The organism is Sphingomonas aestuarii (assembly GCF_054457155.1).
The window spans coordinates 23,385-41,402 of record NZ_JBTKVV010000009.1; the positions used below are offsets into that span (position 1 = coordinate 23,385).

General features: G+C 61.1%; 14 protein-coding genes. 5 read left to right on the top strand and 9 right to left on the bottom strand.

Features of this window, described 5'->3' with window-relative positions:
• Positions 1-5: 5 nt before the first annotated feature.
• The 9 genes from ACX0GZ_RS13575 to ACX0GZ_RS13615 form a co-directional block, all read right to left on the bottom strand.
• Complete coding sequence (locus ACX0GZ_RS13575) at positions 6-821, bottom strand: DUF7007 domain-containing protein (RefSeq protein WP_458817238.1); 816 nt, start codon at positions 819-821, stop codon at positions 6-8.
• Positions 818-1,294: a hypothetical protein gene (locus ACX0GZ_RS13580; RefSeq protein ID WP_458817239.1), complete on the bottom strand. Its 477-nt coding sequence runs from the start codon at positions 1,292-1,294 to the stop codon at positions 818-820. The genes ACX0GZ_RS13575 and ACX0GZ_RS13580 overlap by 4 nt, the downstream gene beginning before the upstream one ends.
• Positions 1,295-1,388: 94 nt before the next feature.
• Positions 1,389-3,479 (bottom strand): ParB/RepB/Spo0J family partition protein, encoded by a 2,091-nt coding sequence (locus tag ACX0GZ_RS13585; protein WP_458817240.1) that lies wholly within the window; start codon positions 3,477-3,479, stop codon positions 1,389-1,391.
• 119 nt (positions 3,480-3,598) lie between these two features.
• Positions 3,599-4,588 carry an ArdC family protein gene (locus ACX0GZ_RS13590; RefSeq protein ID WP_370171219.1) on the bottom strand — a complete coding sequence of 330 codons (990 nt, stop codon included), beginning with the start codon at positions 4,586-4,588 and terminating at the stop codon, positions 3,599-3,601.
• Positions 4,589-4,763: 175 nt separating this feature from the next.
• Entirely contained in the window at positions 4,764-5,438 is a 675-nt protein-coding gene (locus ACX0GZ_RS13595; RefSeq protein WP_458817241.1) for a hypothetical protein, read from the bottom strand.
• A 10-nt stretch (positions 5,439-5,448) separates the two neighbouring features.
• Positions 5,449-6,147 carry a hypothetical protein gene (locus tag ACX0GZ_RS13600; RefSeq protein ID WP_458817242.1) on the bottom strand — a complete coding sequence of 233 codons (699 nt, stop codon included), beginning with the start codon at positions 6,145-6,147 and terminating at the stop codon, positions 5,449-5,451.
• A 3-nt stretch (positions 6,148-6,150) separates the two neighbouring features.
• Entirely contained in the window at positions 6,151-6,699 is a 549-nt protein-coding gene (locus ACX0GZ_RS13605; RefSeq protein ID WP_458817244.1) for a nucleotidyltransferase domain-containing protein, read from the bottom strand.
• Positions 6,699-7,670: a CBASS cGAMP-activated phospholipase gene (locus ACX0GZ_RS13610; RefSeq protein ID WP_458817245.1), complete on the bottom strand. Its 972-nt coding sequence runs from the start codon at positions 7,668-7,670 to the stop codon at positions 6,699-6,701. Before ACX0GZ_RS13610 ends, ACX0GZ_RS13605 begins: the two co-directional genes overlap by 1 nt.
• Positions 7,671-7,688: 18 nt before the next feature.
• Positions 7,689-7,925: a DUF2188 domain-containing protein gene (locus ACX0GZ_RS13615; protein ID WP_066690824.1), complete on the bottom strand. Its 237-nt coding sequence runs from the start codon at positions 7,923-7,925 to the stop codon at positions 7,689-7,691.
• A gap of 99 nt (positions 7,926-8,024) precedes the next feature.
• Between ACX0GZ_RS13615 and ACX0GZ_RS13620 the strand changes: the two genes are divergently transcribed.
• The 5 genes from ACX0GZ_RS13620 (at position 8,025) to ACX0GZ_RS13640 (ending at position 18,016) form a co-directional block, all read left to right on the top strand.
• On the top strand, positions 8,025-8,888 hold the full coding sequence (locus ACX0GZ_RS13620) for a WYL domain-containing protein (RefSeq protein WP_458817247.1): 864 nt from the start codon (positions 8,025-8,027) through the stop codon (positions 8,886-8,888).
• Positions 8,889-8,914: 26 nt separating this feature from the next.
• Entirely contained in the window at positions 8,915-12,418 is a 3,504-nt protein-coding gene (locus tag ACX0GZ_RS13625; RefSeq protein WP_458817248.1) for a helicase-related protein, read from the top strand.
• 20 nt (positions 12,419-12,438) lie between these two features.
• Positions 12,439-14,085 (top strand): hypothetical protein, encoded by a 1,647-nt coding sequence (locus ACX0GZ_RS13630; protein WP_458817249.1) that lies wholly within the window; start codon positions 12,439-12,441, stop codon positions 14,083-14,085.
• Positions 14,086-14,216: 131 nt separating this feature from the next.
• Entirely contained in the window at positions 14,217-15,161 is a 945-nt protein-coding gene (locus ACX0GZ_RS13635) for a hypothetical protein (protein ID WP_458817251.1), read from the top strand.
• A gap of 44 nt (positions 15,162-15,205) precedes the next feature.
• Positions 15,206-18,016, top strand: coding sequence for a DUF1156 domain-containing protein (locus ACX0GZ_RS13640; protein ID WP_458817253.1), 2,811 nt, complete (start codon positions 15,206-15,208; stop codon positions 18,014-18,016).
• The last annotated feature ends 2 nt before the right edge of the window (positions 18,017-18,018 follow it).

Below are 18,018 nucleotides of genomic sequence, written 5' to 3' on the forward strand. Positions count from 1 at the left end.
GCAGATTAACGAGGCGAGAGCTCGATCTCGGCGTGCCTGTCCGGGTCGATGACGAAACCGTGGCGACCACGGTGTGCATAGTCTTCACCGGGAACGAGGAATGCTCGTTTGGGCGAGGCGTCGCGCCGACCTCCCGGCGACGCGATTACCTCGACATAACCGGGGGGCGATGCTGTTGTCCTGGCGGAGATGACGACCCAGTCTTGGGTATGCCTGCGGAAAAAGTCGTCGCGCTCACGAGAAAAGGACTCACCTGGCGCCAGTGCCCGTCCGTGGATCGCTTCCCAGGCATCGGGGCACCAGTCGCGCAATATCCGGTCAGCTGAGGCCTGCTCACGGTAAGTGAAGAGGTCAGGATAGCCGGCTGCAACCCTCGCCCAGTCTCCATCTTCCTCATACCATCCGCCAGCAATGCGCAGCGGTTCTGGCATGGCCTTGTTGCGCATACGATCGAGCTTGAACCCGCCATGCCCCGCAGTTGAGTGGAAGACGATTCCGGGGGCATAGACCGTGGCGGTCTGCGATTTGCCCCAAGGCGTCGAAATGGGATGGACCGTCTCGATCCGCCCGAGTGCCTCGCGCTGGCGCAAATGTAGCGCGATGTCTCCGACATAGGCCCGGAAGGCTTGGTGGTCGATGACCGAGCATTCAGCACCGTAAACATCTGCGCGGCGCCACTCGTGTAAGGGGCGACTGAGACGCCAAGCCGATGCGACCGAAAAGCCGGCGTCTATCGGGATGGCGATATAGGCGAGATCGCCCACGCGCGCGGCCATATCGCCATCGCGCGTGGTACCAAATTCGACCCTGATGGCGCTCATGCCGCCCTCCTCGTCGTTGGCGGGAGGATGACGGGGTCCGGATCGCTGACAATCTCCGTCCGCATGTTCGAGTAACGATTGACTTGCATCCAGCTCTCGGCGGCAGCCATGTTGCTGGCGAGATGACGCAGCTCATCGCGGCCATCGACACTGGTCAGGATGCGCACGGAACCCGCTCGCGGGGTCTCGACAATCTCAAAATGCAGACTGCTATCGAGGCCATAGGCCCGCCGCACGGTCAGGACGATCGTGCCCTGACTGCCATAATCGCCCAGGTGGAGCATGAAGTGTGGCGGCGAGTTGAAACTTGCGCTGACGTAACCCGGATAGCGCTCGACCAGGCGACCCACGCCGTTTTCATGCTCCCATGCCCTCAGCTTGCGCCTGAAACGGGCCGGAGGACGGGGTTTGCCATTGGAGTAGCGGATCAGGCTGCCGAGCGGAGCGCTGGTGTAGATATGCTGGGCTGACACGGGATATTCCTTAAGAAATGCGAAAGCCCGACGCAGTGGCCGGGCTTTGCGGGAAAAGGGAAAGAGCAAGGCGGCTCTTGCCGCCTTGCCGGTTTCATTCGGCAGCGATCGCGTAAGCGCCGTCCTCGTTTTCGAGGAAGGCAGGCAGAGCATCGCTGTCCATGTCGCCGGGCTCTGCTTCGCAGGCTGGCGGCGTGCGGAGCGGCTCGGGCAGCCATTGGGCGTCCTCGAGCAGACGTTCGGCCTCGCGCGCCATGTCTGCCTTTTTGAGGTGATCGATCATGCCTGCGAACTGCTCGCCGCGCGCTTCGGTGACGTCGGCGAGAATCCGCGGCTTGGTGACGCTCCGGAAGTAGCCGTCGACGGTCGGTCGCCAGCCTGCGGCTACAGGATCAAGACCAACGGCCCGCGCGAGGACGTGGCTATGGGCAAGACGGCGCTCGATGCTGTGCTTCGATACACGGCCATTGTCGTACTTGGGCACAATCTCGCTCTGGGCATTCACGCTGCGCGAAGCACAATGAGCGAACAAGGCCGCCTGCTCGTCGCCGTTGAGGGCGAGCAACGCATCCCACAGATCAGCGTCTGACTCGGGAAGCCGCTCCTCCCAGTAACGGGCGCGCTCGGCGAGGCTGCGGGCAGGCGCGCTGTCACGCAGGCCGGCGGGCGGATTGGCGAAGCTCACGTCCTGTACAGTAAGCTGGAGGCAGCTTTCCCGGCTCGCGAAATAGCAGGTCTGCAGAACCAGTGCATGCAGCACCGCGGCGAACGCGGTTGCCCGATTCTGCGCCAGCGCATCCTGCAAGGCGAGTGTGCGCCAGGCGGTCAGATCGGCAACGAGACGATCCGGCAGCGGCTTGAGCCCCTCGTCGGCTTCCTCGTCATCCTCGCCCCCAGTGCGGCCATCGTCATCCGTGCCGACAGGTCTGGCGCTGCCCGTGTCGCCGTCAACCGATACCAGCTCGTGCTCAGTGCCATCCGGCACCGGATCTGCTGCCGGCTCGTCTTCGGGACGGACATAGCCGCGTTCGACACATAGGGAGCCGTCGCGCTCGATCGAAACAAAGACGCCAGCGATTGCCACATCGGCGGGTTCGAAAACCAGCGGTCGATCCGCGAGTTTGCCGATCTCAGCGTTGATGGCGTCGAGCCGGTCATAGACGTCCTGCGGCACATCATGCTCGTCCGCCCATTGCGCTTCGATCTCGTCCGATTCCCCTTGCAGCGCGACAAAGCGGGCTTGCTCAGCCTCGGTCATGGCGACTTCGGTCCCGCTGATTTCGCGATGGCCGTTGGTGACCGCCCAGGGCATGTCGACGGCCGTCGCCACCCACTTCCAGCCTTCGGCGGCGACGTCTTCCCCCGCCCGGCGCAGCTTGTCCGCAACGAGCGTGTCGAGCAATCCGGGGTCGGTCAGCCACCCTCCATCGTCGTCCTCGAACAGGTCGCGCATGACCCCGCCACCGGCAGCGACATAGGCATCGATAGTGACGAAGCGGACACGCTTGTCGGCAACCCGCACGCTGTTTTCGGTGAGGCGCTGCCGAATATATGCCCCCGACTTGTTGTAGCTATGGGCCAGCATCTCCCACACCTGCTCCTGGCGGGCATGGTCGTCCGACACGGTGAACGCCATCAACTGTTCGAGGGTCATGCCGTCATCGGCATAGATTTCGCACAGACGCGGCGAGACCGATGCCAGTTTGAGGCGCTGGCGCACCACGGCGGGCGTCACGCCGAAGTGGGCGGCGATGTCCTCGACCGCGCTGCCTTTATCGACCATGGCCTGCATGGCGCGAAACTGGTCGAGGGGATGGAGCTGCTCGCGCACCGCATTCTCCGCATAGCTGTCCTCCTCGGCAGATATGTCGGTAGTGGCCGCCTTGACGATGCAGGGTACGAGAGCGGTGCTTGCCAACCGCCTTTGCTTCACCAGCAGTTCGAGCGCACGGTAACGCCGGCCGCCGGCCGGAACCTCGAACATGCCGGTTTCGGCACCATTCCCGTCCAGAACAGGCCGGACATTGAGGCTTTGCAGAAGAGTGCGCCGGGCGATGTCTTCGGCAAGCTCGGGAATGGATACCCCCGCCTTGATCCGGCGGACGTTGGACTGGGACAGGACAAGCTTGTCGAACGGGATGTCGCGCGACGGGCTGAGGGTGATTTTCGCAGGCTGTTTGCCCATGTGGTTTCTCCATGACAGGCCGCCGCGAGACTCTCTCCCGGCTCCCGGGCCCATCACGAATTTCCCGGCCCTCCTCTTCCTCTGGCCCGCCGCAGGCGGGGCCGTGCGCAGCCGCGGGGTCACGCCACCGCCCTCGAGGTGGGAGCACCTCCCGCATCAGGCTCGTCTGGCTCCCCGGGATCGTTGGCGGCTTTGCCGCTCGCAGCCGACGGGCCATGCTCGAGCAAGTAGTTGGCCGCCTTTGATGCGGCGCTGGCAGCACGGAGAATGGCGCGATTGTCCTCCCGGATGATCTCGAGCCACGACCCGATATAATCAGCGTGACGGACGGTCGGGGTGATCCCCAACGCGGCGCAGACAAAGGCACCGGTCATCTCCGCGACCAACTCTTCGCGCCCATAGTCCTTCGATCCGAATGCACCTGTCTGGTCACGATCAAGGCGGCTGCGATGCCCGGTCCAGTGCCCCAGCTCGTGAAAGGCTGTGCGATGCCAATTGACGGGGTCGTGAAAATCGTCCGGCCGGGGCACGGCCACGAAATCGTGTGCCGGGCTGTAATAGGCCGATGCGCCACCGATCCGGAAATCGGCACCCGTTGCGCGGATTAGAGCATCCGCCTGCGGCAGGATCAGACCTGCAGGTATGGGCGGTGGCGGGGCGCAGACATGTTCGGGCAGTCCTTCGCATTGATCGACCGAAAACACCGTGAAGGTACGCAGGAACGGGATACCCCCGACCGGATCGCGCCCCTCGGTGGCGGCTCGGCGTTGCTCTTCCCCGGGCACGAACCGGCGCGTGTAGATGATGGGTACGCCGTGCTCGCCGCGCCGTACCGTACCGCCGAGCATCGATGCTTGCCGGAAAGTGAGAAAGGCGTGGCCCGAATATCCGTTGGAGACGATCGCATCCCACAAAGTCAGGATATTGATACCGCTGTAGGCCCGCTGGCTGACGGCATTGTGCGGCATGCCGACGCCCGTCTGGGCGCTGGTCCACGGCTGGACCCAAGGCACTCGACCAGCTTCGAGGTCGGCAATGATCCGGTCGGTGATCTGCTGGTATAGGTTGGCGCGTCCGGTGGGCGAGCGCGGTTTGGTTCGAGATGCCATTGCATGAAGCTCCGCGACGGACCGCGACAAGCCTCTCTCGCCGCTCTTCATCCGTCACGGACTGGTGGAGGCACTCTCACTCTGGCGGGGCGTTGCGGGGCAGCCGCCCCGCTCGAAGGGGTCCGGCAAGACCGGAACGGGCATGGCGGCAGGGGAAGGCCTTCCCCAACGCTAGCTAGAAGCCTGCCTTGAACAACTCGCCTTTGCGAGGCTGCAATCGTACCAGCATGGCGCGTGCAAGATGCGGCGGAATGCGGTGATGCATCGACCACAGGTCGGCAGTGTGGCAGTCGCGCAGGCGCCTGGTACTGCCGCAGGGACAGGGCCAATGCCCTCTCGGCCGCGGCAGTCTCAATATCCGCAGGTAATAGAGAATGTCCTTGCGCCGGTTCGCAATGCCGAGCGCATCGGCATAGGCCTCCTCCATGCCCTCCATCCCATGCGCTCGTTCACCGAATGGCCAGTTGCCGGTCTTTTCGAACCAGAACTGACCCAGAAAATACTCGCGCAGGGGCCCGCCGAGATAGGCCGCAATGCCGGTGTCGGCTGCTGTCGCCAACCAGTTTTCCCAGACCGTCACGCAGCAATCGCCATCACCGTTGATGTGGTGATCGGGGTCGCGCTTGATGCGCCCACCGGTCTCGAACACGCGCGGTTCGATGCGCGGATAGGCATGGGTCAGCTCGATTCTGACAGCGTAGCGCGCCAGTGGACCTGCCGGATCACAAACGGCACTGCCGGCTGTGACCACGAACGCCCCTTCAACGACGATCTTGCCGTCTATCTCCGTTGCCCGGAGACCGGGCTGTTCAAACGCGATCGCGGCTTGAACCTCGAGCAAAGTGAGCAAAGTGGCCGCCTCAGCGCACCCAGGGGCGGGACTGGGATCCGCTGCTCTGAATGGCGTCAACTGCGTGGCGGGCACGCTCGAGTTCGGCATCATGGCCGCCCCCCAGAAGCAGGGCAGGAGCCCCGATGGCACCATCGTCCGGCATAACGCTGTTGAGCGCGCGCTTTACCAGGGCGGGACCAAGCCGCCGCTCCAGTTCGTCCGGAATGGTATCGTAGGGGCTGGCGCGCAGATACTGCGCGAAATCCTGCCGGGCCTGTGCGAGCCAGCGGAAGAAGTTGTCGCGCTTGCGCGGCTCTTCCGGCCATTTGTCGGCGAAGTTCTCGGCCGGATTGACGGGGTTGGAGACCCAGGCAATGCCGTCACGCTCCTCGATGTAACGATCCATGTTCATCAAGATGGACTGCAGCGCTGCCGACAGCGAGGCTTCCTCGTTATAGGCATGGGCAGCAAGCGTCGTGATGATGATCGAGATCGGCTTGTGTTCGCCGTCTTCGGCAAACATGCAGTCGCGGTGGCGCTTGAGAAGCTGGATGGCCTGCTGAAGCGGCGTGCGCACCTTGTAGTCGGGAATCTCGTCGACGCTGGCGGAGATGCGCTCGCGTTCTGCGAACGACCGCTTGGCCTCGGTCAGCCGCACCCGCATCCGGCTCCGGAACCAGGCGGCGTAGCCGTAAGGATTGCTCTGCAGCCAGTCGTCCGAGATCACCGCCTAGTCGCTGCGCTGGTTGTCGGTAATCGCGATCGCGTGGCCACTGAGATCGCCGTCAGCGGCGAGGATGCCAAAGCCCTTGGCCCGCAATTGCGCCTGATAGCGCTGCGCATCGGGCAAGGCCGGCAAGACATCCATGTGAAACTGCGCGCCTTCGGCATAATTTAGCGTCCAGCAACGACGACGCTCTTCCGGGTGCGCCATGTTCCGAGCACGCGCATACAAGGCAACCTCATGCCCCACAGCGTCCTTAAGCTGCTTCTGCGTGAGCGCGGCTTTCGATCCGTTGACTCGGCAGACAAGATCGACGTCATACTCATCGGCATCAGTCAGCGGGCGCGTGACGGTCCCCAAAAGAAACGAGCCGTGCGGCGAAATGGCAGGATCGAGATCGGCCAGCGTGGATTCCGGGCGGTCGAGCCAGCCGCCCAGCGCTTCATAGCGCTGCCTGGCTTCTTCGAACTTGCCGGGCGGGATATCCAGTGCAGCTGCGATGGCTTCAAGAATATCATCGTGCGACCTGGCCAGCCGCTTGTCGTAAACAGTCATCAGGGCACCTTATGGCAGGGGGTGAACTCCTCGGCGGGCGTGCCGAAGAAATGGGGATGCAGGATTGGTTTCTGGGCGCGGGCTTCGGCAAAGGCGCGGTCCTTGAGGCTGCTGATCCGGCGGGTGTCGTCGAGCGAGTAGAAACCGGCAGGCACCGGCTGGCTGACCCGGAAGACGGCGCGGCGCTCATGTTCGTGACCGGTCAGGATCTGGGCGATGCCGAGCGAGCCGTGCGATTGGCCCGCCATGAAGATGCTGGACAGCTGCGGCGCGATCCTCGCCGCGCCATAAGCGGCACGCAGGGTTTTGATATCGTCGAGACAGCCAACGCTGAGGAGGTTGATCTGATTAGCTGGCCAGCCAAGCGTGCCGATGGCCTCGACGACTGCCAGTCCGGCAGGATTGTTGGCCCAGAGGCCACCATCGACCAGTCCGACGTCGTTGGCGGTCACATGCTGGGCAAAATAGGTCGGTGCTGCCGCCGTCGCCATGGCTGCATCGATTGCCAGTTCGCGGTAATCGGTCCGCAAGCGAGGGTGATGCGCGGTCTTGAAGACATAGACGCCCTGGGTCTGGGGGTGCCATGCCGGGATCAGCAGCCGGGTCTGCGCTTCACCTAGAAGCCGGTCTCCAAGCACACTTTGCAAGGCATGGCGCAACGGCTCGGCGCTGTACTTAGGCCCCCAGAAGGCCCAGCGACCTTTCCGCAGATGGCGCTCCAGCCAACCAAGCACACCTTTCCGGCTCTGCGCGAAGATCGCCGGTCCTTCTTCCTCATAGAGGCGCAGAATGTCGGCTGCGCGCAGGCCGAGAGCGAGACCGATGGCGATGATCCCGCCCGTCGATGTTCCCGCGATCAAGTCGAAGTAGCGCCCGATCGGCTGTTCGAGATCCTGCTCAAGATTGGCGAGGAAGGCCGCCGGGAAAGTTCCCCGGATGCCGCCCCCATCGATGGTCAGGATGCGCTTCACCGCCGACTGCTCCTGCGCTCAGTGCTTCTTGTCGCGCGGCGGCATCGGGTCGTTGCCCGGCGCGACCGTATCCGAATCGCGCCAGCGGCCGTCACGCCCCTGGATACGGACTTCGCCGCCCCCCAGGTTGCGCACCGTCTGCTTGGCGGCCTGCTCTGCGGAACGCTGGGTCGAATGCACGCTGCTGGCGCGCTGCGCGCCCGCCGCCTTCACGGCCCATCCGTTCGGGTGCTTCGTCACATATCGGTCTGCCATAACCTCACTCCTTGACTCGACTCACATTAACAGCATATAAACTATTCTCATCGAACGTCAAGGTTCGCATAGTTTCTATACTGATGGAGAGTCGCCAAGGTGCGCTGGGGTGTCGAGCAACGACTGGAGTTTATCGAGTTCCGCCTGTTCTGGGAGGGCACGATCAACCGCGCCGATATCATCGAATGCTTCGGTGTCTCGACGCCGCAAGCATCGAAGGATCTGTCGCTTTATCAGGCGCGTGCGCCAGGCAACATGCTCTACGACGCAAGCGCCAAGCGCTACGTGGCGGCAGACGCATTCGTGCTGCGGTTTCTCGATCCTGACCCGTACAAGTATCTCTCGCAGCTCAGGGCCGTTGCCGAGGGGATGTTGCCGGCAAGCGAGTCATGGATCGCAGCGATGCCGAGCGCTGACGTCGCGCTCACGCCCAAGCGCGAAATCGACATTGCTATCCTGCGACGGGTTCTCGAAGCGGTACGGGAGAACCAGTCGATCAACGTATTCTACCAGTCCATGAACAGCGCCCGGCCCGACCCGATCTGGCGGCGGATGACACCGCACGCGTTCGGGTACGATGGTTTTCGCTGGCACGTGCGAGGGTTTTGTCACGTCGAGAACAAGTTCAAGGACTTCCTGCTTCCCCGGATCCTGGAGGTTGGCGGGAAAGGTGAGCCGGGCCAATCTGGCGAACATGACTGGCTCTGGAACAACTATTTCGATGTGATTGTCGGTCCACACCCGGAGCTGACCGAAAGTCAGAAGCGAGTTGTCGCCAAGGACTACGGCCTCGAAGTCGACACAACGGTGCTTTCCGTGCGCTATGCGATGCTATTTTATGTATTGAAAAGGCTCGGTTTGCTTGATGATGCCGCAAAGCGCAGTGCGCGAAGCCAGCATATCGTCAATGTGAACCGCAAGGAAACGCTGGTCGCGCTCGAACGCGCCGAGTTCCAGCTTTAGGACGTGGACAGGGGACGGTAGTGCCGATGGGGGCGAAGCTCGAAGAGATCAAGAACGGTGCATCGGTGCGCGGCATTGCCTCGAACCAGCCCGTTCATGTCATTTCGGTCGACTGGATCGGCGATCAGGCGATCAATGTCGTGTACCGTGATCATAACGGAACCGTTGCCGAGTCTGTCCTCTACCGGGATGACGAACATCGCCTGGAGGTAGAGCAGAATGGCCGTCCCTGGTCGTTCGATGCCGACGGTGCGCTTTTGCGTCTGGTGACCGAGGCGAACCGGATCAAGCTGGCGCATTATTTCGACCCCTATCTTGCCATCCACACCAGCATGGTCGACCCGCTGCCGCACCAGATTTCGGCAGTCTATGGCGAGATGCTGCCGCGTCAGCCGCTGCGCTTCCTGCTCGCCGACGATCCCGGGGCTGGCAAGACGATCATGGCCGGGCTGCTGATCAAGGAGTTGATCGCGCGCAGCGATCTTGAGCGCTGCCTGATCGTTGCGCCTGGCAGTCTGGTCGAGCAGTGGCAGGACGAACTCGGTCAGAAGTTTAACCTCGAGTTCGACATTTTGACCCGGGACATGATCGAGACCTCGCGGTCGGGCAATCCGTTCACGGACCGCGATCGGCTTATCGTCCGGCTCGATGTCCTCGCCCGCAACGAGGATTTGCAGGAAAAGTTGATGAGCGCCCGCGAGTGGGACCTCATCATCTGCGACGAAGCCCACCGCATGTCGGCAACCTACTTCGGCGGCGATGTCAAATACACCCGACGCTATCAGGTTGGGCAGAAGCTGGGTCAGGTCTGCCGTCACCTGCTGCTGATGTCTGCGACGCCGCATAACGGCAAGGAGGAGGATTTTCAGCTGTTCATGGCACTGCTCGATGGTGACCGGTTCGAGGGCCGGTTCCGCGACGGTGTGCATTATGCCGACACGGCCGACATGATGCGGCGACTGACCAAGGAAGAGCTGCTGCGCTTTGATGGTCGCCCGCTGTTCCCGGAGCGCCGGGCCTACACGGTCAAGTATGAACTCTCCGAGGGCGAGGCTGCACTATATACGGCGGTCACCGACTATGTGCGCACGGAGATGAACCGGGTCCAGCGCTTCGCCGAAGGCGATGGCAAGAAGCGCAACAATGTCGGCTTCGCGCTCCAGATCCTGCAACGACGGCTCGCATCATCCCCGGCTGCGATCTACCAGTCCCTGAAGCGTCGCCGCGAGCGCCTCGAGACGGAACTGGGCGAAGCGCGCCTGGCCAACGCTGGTCGCCGGGCAGACATCGCCGTGCCCAAGGTCAATCCCGACATGCTCGGCAATATCGACGAATATGGTCAGGATGAGATCGACGAACTCGAAGACCTGATCTCGACTGGCGCTACGACCGCGGAGACGGTCGAACAGCTGGCCCTCGAAGTCGAGACGCTCAAAGGTCTGGAATCGATGGCTCTGGGCGTCCTGCGCTCGGGCGTCGACACCAAATGGAGTCAGCTCAACCGGATTCTCGATGACGATCTGATGGTCGATGCGGCTGGCAATCGGCGCAAGCTGATCATTTTCACCGAGCCCAAGGACACGCTCAATTACCTGCTCGACAAGGTTCGGGCACGGATTGGCAATGCCGAGGCCGTCGACGTGATCCATGGCGGGGTCTCGCGTGAGGAACGCCGCAAGGTGGTCGAGCGGTTCATGCAGGACAAGGACATGCTGGTCCTGATCGCCAACGATGCGGCGGGTGAAGGCGTCAACCTCCAGCGCGGCCATCTCATGGTCAATTACGACCTGCCTTGGAACCCCAACAAGATCGAGCAGCGGTTCGGGCGCATCCATCGTATCGGCCAGACCGAGGTCTGTCACCTCTGGAATCTGGTTGCAGCTGACACCCGCGAAGGCGAGGTCTATGCGCGCCTCCTTGAAAAGCTGGAGGCGGCACGAGAAGCGCTGGGCGGACGCGTCTATGACGTGCTGGGCGAACTGTTCGAGGGCACCGCGCTCAAGGATCTGCTGTTCCAGGCGATCCAGTATGGTGAGCAGGAAGAGGTCAAGGCGCGGCTGTTCCAGCAGGTCGATGGCGCCGTCGATCAGACCCATCTGCTTGAGCTGCTGCGCCGGCGCGCGCTGACGAACGACACGATGCCGGAAGCGCGGGTCGAAGAGCTGCGCCTGGAAATGGAACGCGCCGAGGCGCTGCGGTTGCAGCCGCACCATATCCAGAGCTTCTTCGTCGAGGCGTTCCAGCATCTGGGCGGCCGCATCAAGCGGCGCGAAGAGGGGCGCTGGGAAATCACCCACGTCCCGGTCCGTATCCGCGAGCGGGATCGCCAGATCGGCACCGGCGCACCGATCCAGAAGCAGTATGAGCGGATCTGTTTCGAGAAGGACAAGATCAATCAGCAGCCCGTGGCGGCGTTCGTATGTCCCGGCCACCCGCTGCTTGAAGCGGTCATCAGTCTGGTCCGCGAGCAATATGAGCAGATCATGCGCCAGGGCGCGATACTGGTGGACGACACCGACGCAGGAGAAGCCTTGTCCGCTGTTTTCCTCCTCGAACACAGCGTGCAGGATGGCAGGCTGACCAGCCTCGGCAAACCGCATACCCTGTCGCAGAAGCTGCAATTTGCCGCGATCGACAAGGCTGGCAACGCCACCAATGCAGGGATTGCACCGCACCTGAACTTGCGCCCGGCCACGCCTGACGAAATCGCTGCGGTGCGCAGCCACCTGGATGAAGGCTGGCTAACGACTGATCTGGAGAAGACGGCGATCCGCTTCGCAACGGTCGAACTGGCGCAGCATCATGTTGCTGAGGTGAAGGCGCGGCGTCTGCCAGAGATCGACAAGGTCGAGCAGGAGGTCCGCGCCCGGCTCAAGAAGGAAATCAATTACTGGGATTCACGGGCCTTCGAGCTCAAGGAGGAGGAGAAGGCCGGCAAGAAGACCCGGCTCAACTGGCAGAACGCGCAGCGCCGCGCCGAAGATCTGGCTGAGCGCCAGAAGCGGCGGATGGACCAGCTCGAGAAAGAACGGTTCATTTCATCGCAGCCACCGCGGGTTCGTGGCGGCATGGTGGTGATCCCGCGCGGGCTGCTCGACGCCCAGAACGCAGCGCCCATCGGCAACCATTTCTCGGAAGATCCCGCAGCGCGCCGGGCGATCGAGCTGGCCGCGATGGAGGCGGTGATGGCAGCGGAGCGGGCTCTCGGTAACACGCCGACCGACGTTTCGATGCAGAAGATCGGCTATGACATTGCCTCGCACGATGCAACCACGGGTCATCTGCGCTTCATCGAGGTCAAGGGCCGGATCGATGGCGCGGATAGCGTGATGATCACCCGGCAGGAAATCATAACATCACTGCACGAGCCAGAGAAGTTCATCCTGGCGGTGGTGCCGGTTAGCAACGGCTATGCCCATGAGCCGCGCTACATTCGCGGCCCGCTCGTCGAGCGTGAGCCATCGTTCCTCGAAACCGCCATCCAATTCCACCTTCCGCGCCTGCTGGAGCGCGCTGAGAAGCCTGGATGAGACTGACAAGGGAAATGGTTATGAGTGAATCCTTGCTGCGCTTCGGTGCCAATCGAGGGCTTCGTCCGGCGATTCAGCCTGTCAGTCAGTGTGCATTACTGATTGACGCCGAAGGTAGCGGATCAGCCTTCAACGGGTTGATGCAATCCGTCCTCGGCTGGATGGAGCGGCGCTCGGGGCGTCCTCTCCCAAATCATGCACATGAGGGGAAGTCCTTTGTTATCGATGACATAGGCTCGCAGCGGACTGAAGCCATCTCCATCGACGCGCCACGCTATTGGGCTGCTCGGATCGACGACGCCGATAAAAGTGTGCCCCAGCGGACTTGGACGACGGAAATTGCGCTAGCGCCGCAAGCTGACGGACGGGTTCTCTTCGGAACTCGCCTTCAGTGTGTATCGCGCGGTCCATACCAGGAGTTTGACGCGTCAGTGCCAAGCTTCGTCCGAGAGGTAGTCGCAGCTGGCCACGCATGGCTCGATGGCATCAACATTTCTGCCGAACCGATGCTCATTGATACCGAGAATGAGGCGGATGAACTCTGCAAGCTGCTATGGAACAAGGGGCGTCGAAGTGATGTCATCGTGTTCTCGCTGCCCGAGGACTCGAATGACTGGTCTGAGACGATCATTCCAGCGCGGGATGTAGCTCGCCGTCTTGCGGGCGCTGCTCATGTGGCGATCGTTTCGCAAGCAGCGAGTTACCGTTTAACGGATCAGGTCGGCAAAGCATTGTCGGTTTATCGACAGGCGGTGCGGACCTATCGACCGGGGTTCGATCCCTCGACCGATGAGGCAGCGGCCCATCCCTTGGGCCTTCCCAGTAGAATTGCAAACTGGACGGGCGGTCCGCAAGCCTACCGATCCTTCCTCATCAATCAGACGCTGAGCCGTACGGTCAGTGGCAGGGATAGCCAGCGACAACTGCCGCCGTTCCTTGAGGTAAAGAGAGTGGCGGGCGAGCTCCGTCGCCAGACTGCACGCGTTGAGGGCGAGTCAGACCGCGACTTGCTGGCCCTTGCTGAACAGGAAATTCGTGACCTGACCGCAGCGCTTGAGCAGATCAAGGAAGAGCAGGACAGCTATATCGCTCTTGCGGACCAAGAGCGCGAGGAAGCCGAGCAACAGGCTGAGCAGCAACGGCAAAGCAATGTGTTTTTGCGACACAGGATCGCGTTGCTCGAAAACCGTCTGGCCCAATCCTCGCAGCCTCAGATCGACCTGCCGGACAACCTTGACGACTTTGAGGGCTGGTGTCGGGAACATCTGTCTGGTTCCGTTGAATTGCACAGCCGGGCTTTTCAGGGGATCAAGAAATCCCAGTTCGAAGATGTCCAACTCATTTATCGATCTCTGCTGTTGCTGCGGGATTTTTACGTTCCGATGCGCCGCAACGGTGGGGATGAGGCCAAGGCTGCATACGATGCCGAATGCGCGCGCTTGGGGCTAGATGAGCAACCGTCCTTTGCTGGGGCAGGCTGGGGAGAGCACGGCGACACCTACCTCGTCCGGTGGGGGAAAAGCCGCCTTCTGCTCGACCGTCACCTGAAGAAAGGGAACAGCAGAGAAGAGCGCTTCTGTTTCAGGCTCTATTTCACCTGGATGGATGAGGATCAGCATGTGCTCGTCGGCTGGCTACCATCGCACCTTGATACTCGCGCTACCTGATTAAGAGAGAACCCGATGCACGACCAAAAATACACGAAGGAGCTGATCTCGGTCGCCATTCTTCTGGGGCCGATTAACGAGGCGTCAGTGCACGAGAAAATGCTCAAGCTTTGCGACAACGGGATCGTGGCATGAGGATCACCAAGGCATTGATCGTCGCTGATCCGTGGATCGAGTATTTGCTCAACGGCACGAAGGACTGGGAGATGCGTTCGTCCGCTGCATCCCATCGGGGCTGGTTCGGGTTGATCCGCAAGGGCAGCGGCGCCGTGCATGGGGTGGCCCGACTGGTGGATGTTGGTGCGCCGCTGACGCCGGAGCAGATGATCGCGAACTTTGAGCACCATCGTATTCCGGAGTCCATGATCCGGTCGGGCGAGGTGGCGAAGTGGAACACACCCTGGAAGCTTGCTGACGTGCAGCGTCTGGCTCGCCCTGTGCCCTACCGGCATAGGAGCGGCGCAGTGACGTGGGTAGAGCTCGACGAGGCGGCCATCGCCAGCCTCACGAAACAGCTCCCTGCAACCGGCCAGCAAGCAGATTTGCTCCATACATCCTCGCCCGCCCGCAATGAGCCGACCGATCAGGTGAAGGTCGATATCCGGCAGCGCGGGAGCAAGCTCTACATCGATGTCCAGTGGGATGATGGCGAGCCTGAACCTGCTCCCAAAATCAAACCGGTGGCCACCACGCCTATGCCACAGGCCGCCGCGAGGCCGTCAGCGCCTGCGGCAGGTTCATCGCCCGCAACGGCGCCATCCAGTGGCAGAACCATTGGCGAGGTCGTGCTCACCGAGGGAAACATCGCCAACAACCATATCTACCTGCGGTCATTCTTTGACCGGTTCCCGGCAGATGCTGTCGGCGGTTCGAACAAGGCGGCCCTCGCCAGCCGCGAACTGACAGTGGATTGGGGTGGCGGCGAACCAGTCCAGACAGACCTTGATGGATCGAAGAAATTCTTCCGCTCCCGCGGTTGGATTGGGGCCTTTTTCAAACAGAACCGAGCAAAGGCTGGTGACCGCGTCATCATCGATGAAACTGGTCCCTACCGCTATCGTGTGCGCCTCGGGTAACCCCGCATGCTGAACTTGAATTACCGATTGATTGGAGACTTCGATTGACCACCCCCTACAAAAAGAAACTGATCGAAGTCGCAATTCCGCTTGAAGCCATCAACGAAGCTTCGGCGCGGGAGAAGTCGATCCGGCACGGGCACCCGTCCACGCTGCATCTTTGGTGGGCGCGGCGGCCGCTTGCGGCTTGTCGCGCGGTGCTGTTCGCACAGCTGGTGGATGACCCGTCGAGCCACCCTGACAAGTTTCCCACCCACGAGGATCAGGAGGCTGAGCGCAAGCGGCTGTTCGCGATCATCGAGAAGTTGGTGAAGTGGGAAAATTCCACCAATGAAGAAGTCCTGGAAGAGGCCCGAGCCGAAATCCGCAAGAGCTGCGGCGGCGAGCTTCCGCCGGTATATGACCCGTTCTCGGGTGGTGGGTCGATCCCGCTCGAGGCGCAGCGGCTAGGCCTGCCTGCCTATGGCTCCGACCTGAATCCGGTCGCGGTGATGATCGGCAAGGCGATGATCGAGATCCCGCCCAAGTTCAAGGACATGCCGCCGATCCATCCCGGTGCGAAGGACCGGCAGTTCTATCGTAACGCTGAAGGGCTGGCGGAAGACGTCAAATACTATGGCGAGTGGATGCGCGAGAAAGCGTGGGAGCGCATTGGGCATCTCTACCCCCAAGTTGATCTGCCCAAGGAGCACGGTGGTGGGAAAGGGACAGTAATCGCTTGGATTTGGGCCCGAACAGTAGCGAGTCCGGATCCAGCTTTTGGTGGCGCGCACGTGCCACTTGTGAGTTCATTTCTTCTTTCGGCATACAGCGGTCGCGAAGCAATTGCAGTACCGATTATTGATAAGATCGAAAAAAGCATCGACTTCTCGATAAAACAGGGTCCTTTTACTGAAAAGGAACTGGAGACCGCACGTCTCGGCACCAAAGCAGGTAAGGCTCAAGATTTCATTTGTCTTCTTTCGAAAACCCCGATTACCCGAGCATACATACGAGAGCAGGGGAAAGCTGGCCTGCTTGGCCAGAGCCTTGTTGCTATCGTTGCTGAGGGCAAAGGCGGGCGAGCATTCTGCCCGCCGCAGCAACAAGCTCTTCTTACAAATATCCAAGCCGTTGATGCTCTGCAGTTTGCCAGAGACACCTTCCTATCAGGTGAAACCCCTACAAGAGCAGAAATCACTGGTGGCGTTTGCTCGGCTTATGGTTTGACAACGTGGGGGCACTTGTTCAGCGATCGCCAGCTAAATTCTCTGCTCACATTCTCCAGCCTATTTAGTGACTTGAGAGAAAAGATTAAGCAAGACGCGAAGGGCTCCGCTTGTGATCTGCGAAAATCGGATTTGTTGGCAAAATCATATGCAGAGGCTGTGAGCATCTACCTTTCGTTTGCGCTGGGAAGGCTCGCTGACAGGGGTAGTACGATCTGCTCGTGGGACTCTAGCAGGACCATTTTGCGCAACACCTTCGCGCGTCAAGGGATCCCAATGACGTGGGATTATGCGGAGGGAAATCCGTTCTCAGAATCAACGGGAAATTGGTCTTCTTGCGTAGAATGGATATGGAAGGTTATCGAAAACTTCGTTCCCGCATCCATTGGACAAGAATCTCAACAAGATGCACAAAACGCGTCTGCCGGAATAGATGTAGTTATTAGTACAGACCCACCATATTATGACAACATTGCATATTCAACATTATCAGACTTCTTCTATTGCTGGCTAAGGCCAGCATTGCGCGATGTCGCGCCTGATATATTCGGAGTTCTTTCCACCCCCAAGGCGGAGGAGCTTGTTGCAATTGCGTCGCGACATGGCGGGAGGGAAGGGGCTGAAGACTTCTTTATCACTGGAATGACAAGCGCTTTAAGAAAAATGGCGTCTCAGAGTATTGAAGGGATTCCTGCTACTATTTACTATGCATTCAAGCAGAGTGAAATTAAGGACGAAGGTGTAAGCTCCACTGGCTGGGCAACATTCCTGCAGGCAGTAATAGAGGCTGGATACGCAGTCGTTGGCACTTGGCCGATCCGTACTGAAATGGCGAACCGGATGATTGCGTCCGGCACCAACGCTCTCGCGAATTCGGTCGTCCTTGTCTGCCGCAAAAAGGAAGCCTCGGCCGAGGTCGTCACCCGAGCCGAGTTCATTCGTGCATTGAAGCGCGAACTTCCGCCGGCGATTGCCGAGCTGCAGGCTGCGAACATTGCACCCGCTGACATGCCACAATCGGCCATCGGTCCGGGTATGGGCGTATTCTCGCGTTACCAGGCCGTGTTGGAGTCGGATGACAGTCCGATGGCCGTGAAGACTGCACTACAGCTCATCAACCGCGAGTTGGACGAGTATCTCGGCGGCATTCAAGGCGAGTTCGACCCCGACACCCGCTTTGCCATTTCATGGTTCGAGCAGAACGGCAATGGTAAGGGCGACTATGGTGTTGCCGATAACCTCGCCCGGGCGCGCGGCATTTCCGTCGAAAGCGTCAAGCATGCCGGGATCGTCGAAAGCGCGGCCGGCAAGGTTCGCATCCTTACGCGCGATGAACTCGACGAGGACTGGGATCCGGAGGAGGACCGTCACCTGACGGTGTGGGAGTGCCTCCAGCACCTCGTCCGATTGCACGAGAAGGACGGTATCTCGCACGACACCGCCGTGCTTCTCAAGAAGCTGAATGCCCAGGCCGAGGCGATCAAGGATCTGGCCTATTGCCTCTACGACATCTGCGCCAACAAGCGGAAGGATGCCAAGGAAGCGACGGCCTATAACGGCCTTATCGCCGATTGGACCGAGCTTACCCGGCAGGCAGCCGCTGTCCATGACACGCGCCGCGACGGCCAGATGCGCTTCGACGTCTAAAG

Coding starts and splice junctions, on each gene's coding strand:
- ACX0GZ_RS13625 (WP_458817248.1), top strand. CDS start 8,915: ATGGGGGCGAAGCTCGAAGAGATCAAGAACGGTGCATCGGTGCGCGGC.
- ACX0GZ_RS13630 (WP_458817249.1), top strand. CDS start 12,439: ATGAGTGAATCCTTGCTGCGCTTCGGTGCCAATCGAGGGCTTCGTCCG.
- ACX0GZ_RS13615 (WP_066690824.1), bottom strand. CDS start 7,925: ATGGCAGACCGATATGTGACGAAGCACCCGAACGGATGGGCCGTGAAG.
- ACX0GZ_RS13575 (WP_458817238.1), bottom strand. CDS start 821: ATGAGCGCCATCAGGGTCGAATTTGGTACCACGCGCGATGGCGATATG.
- ACX0GZ_RS13605 (WP_458817244.1), bottom strand. CDS start 6,699: ATGACTGTTTACGACAAGCGGCTGGCCAGGTCGCACGATGATATTCTT.
- ACX0GZ_RS13635 (WP_458817251.1), top strand. CDS start 14,217: ATGAGGATCACCAAGGCATTGATCGTCGCTGATCCGTGGATCGAGTAT.
- ACX0GZ_RS13590 (WP_370171219.1), bottom strand. CDS start 4,588: ATGGCATCTCGAACCAAACCGCGCTCGCCCACCGGACGCGCCAACCTA.
- ACX0GZ_RS13585 (WP_458817240.1), bottom strand. CDS start 3,479: ATGGGCAAACAGCCTGCGAAAATCACCCTCAGCCCGTCGCGCGACATC.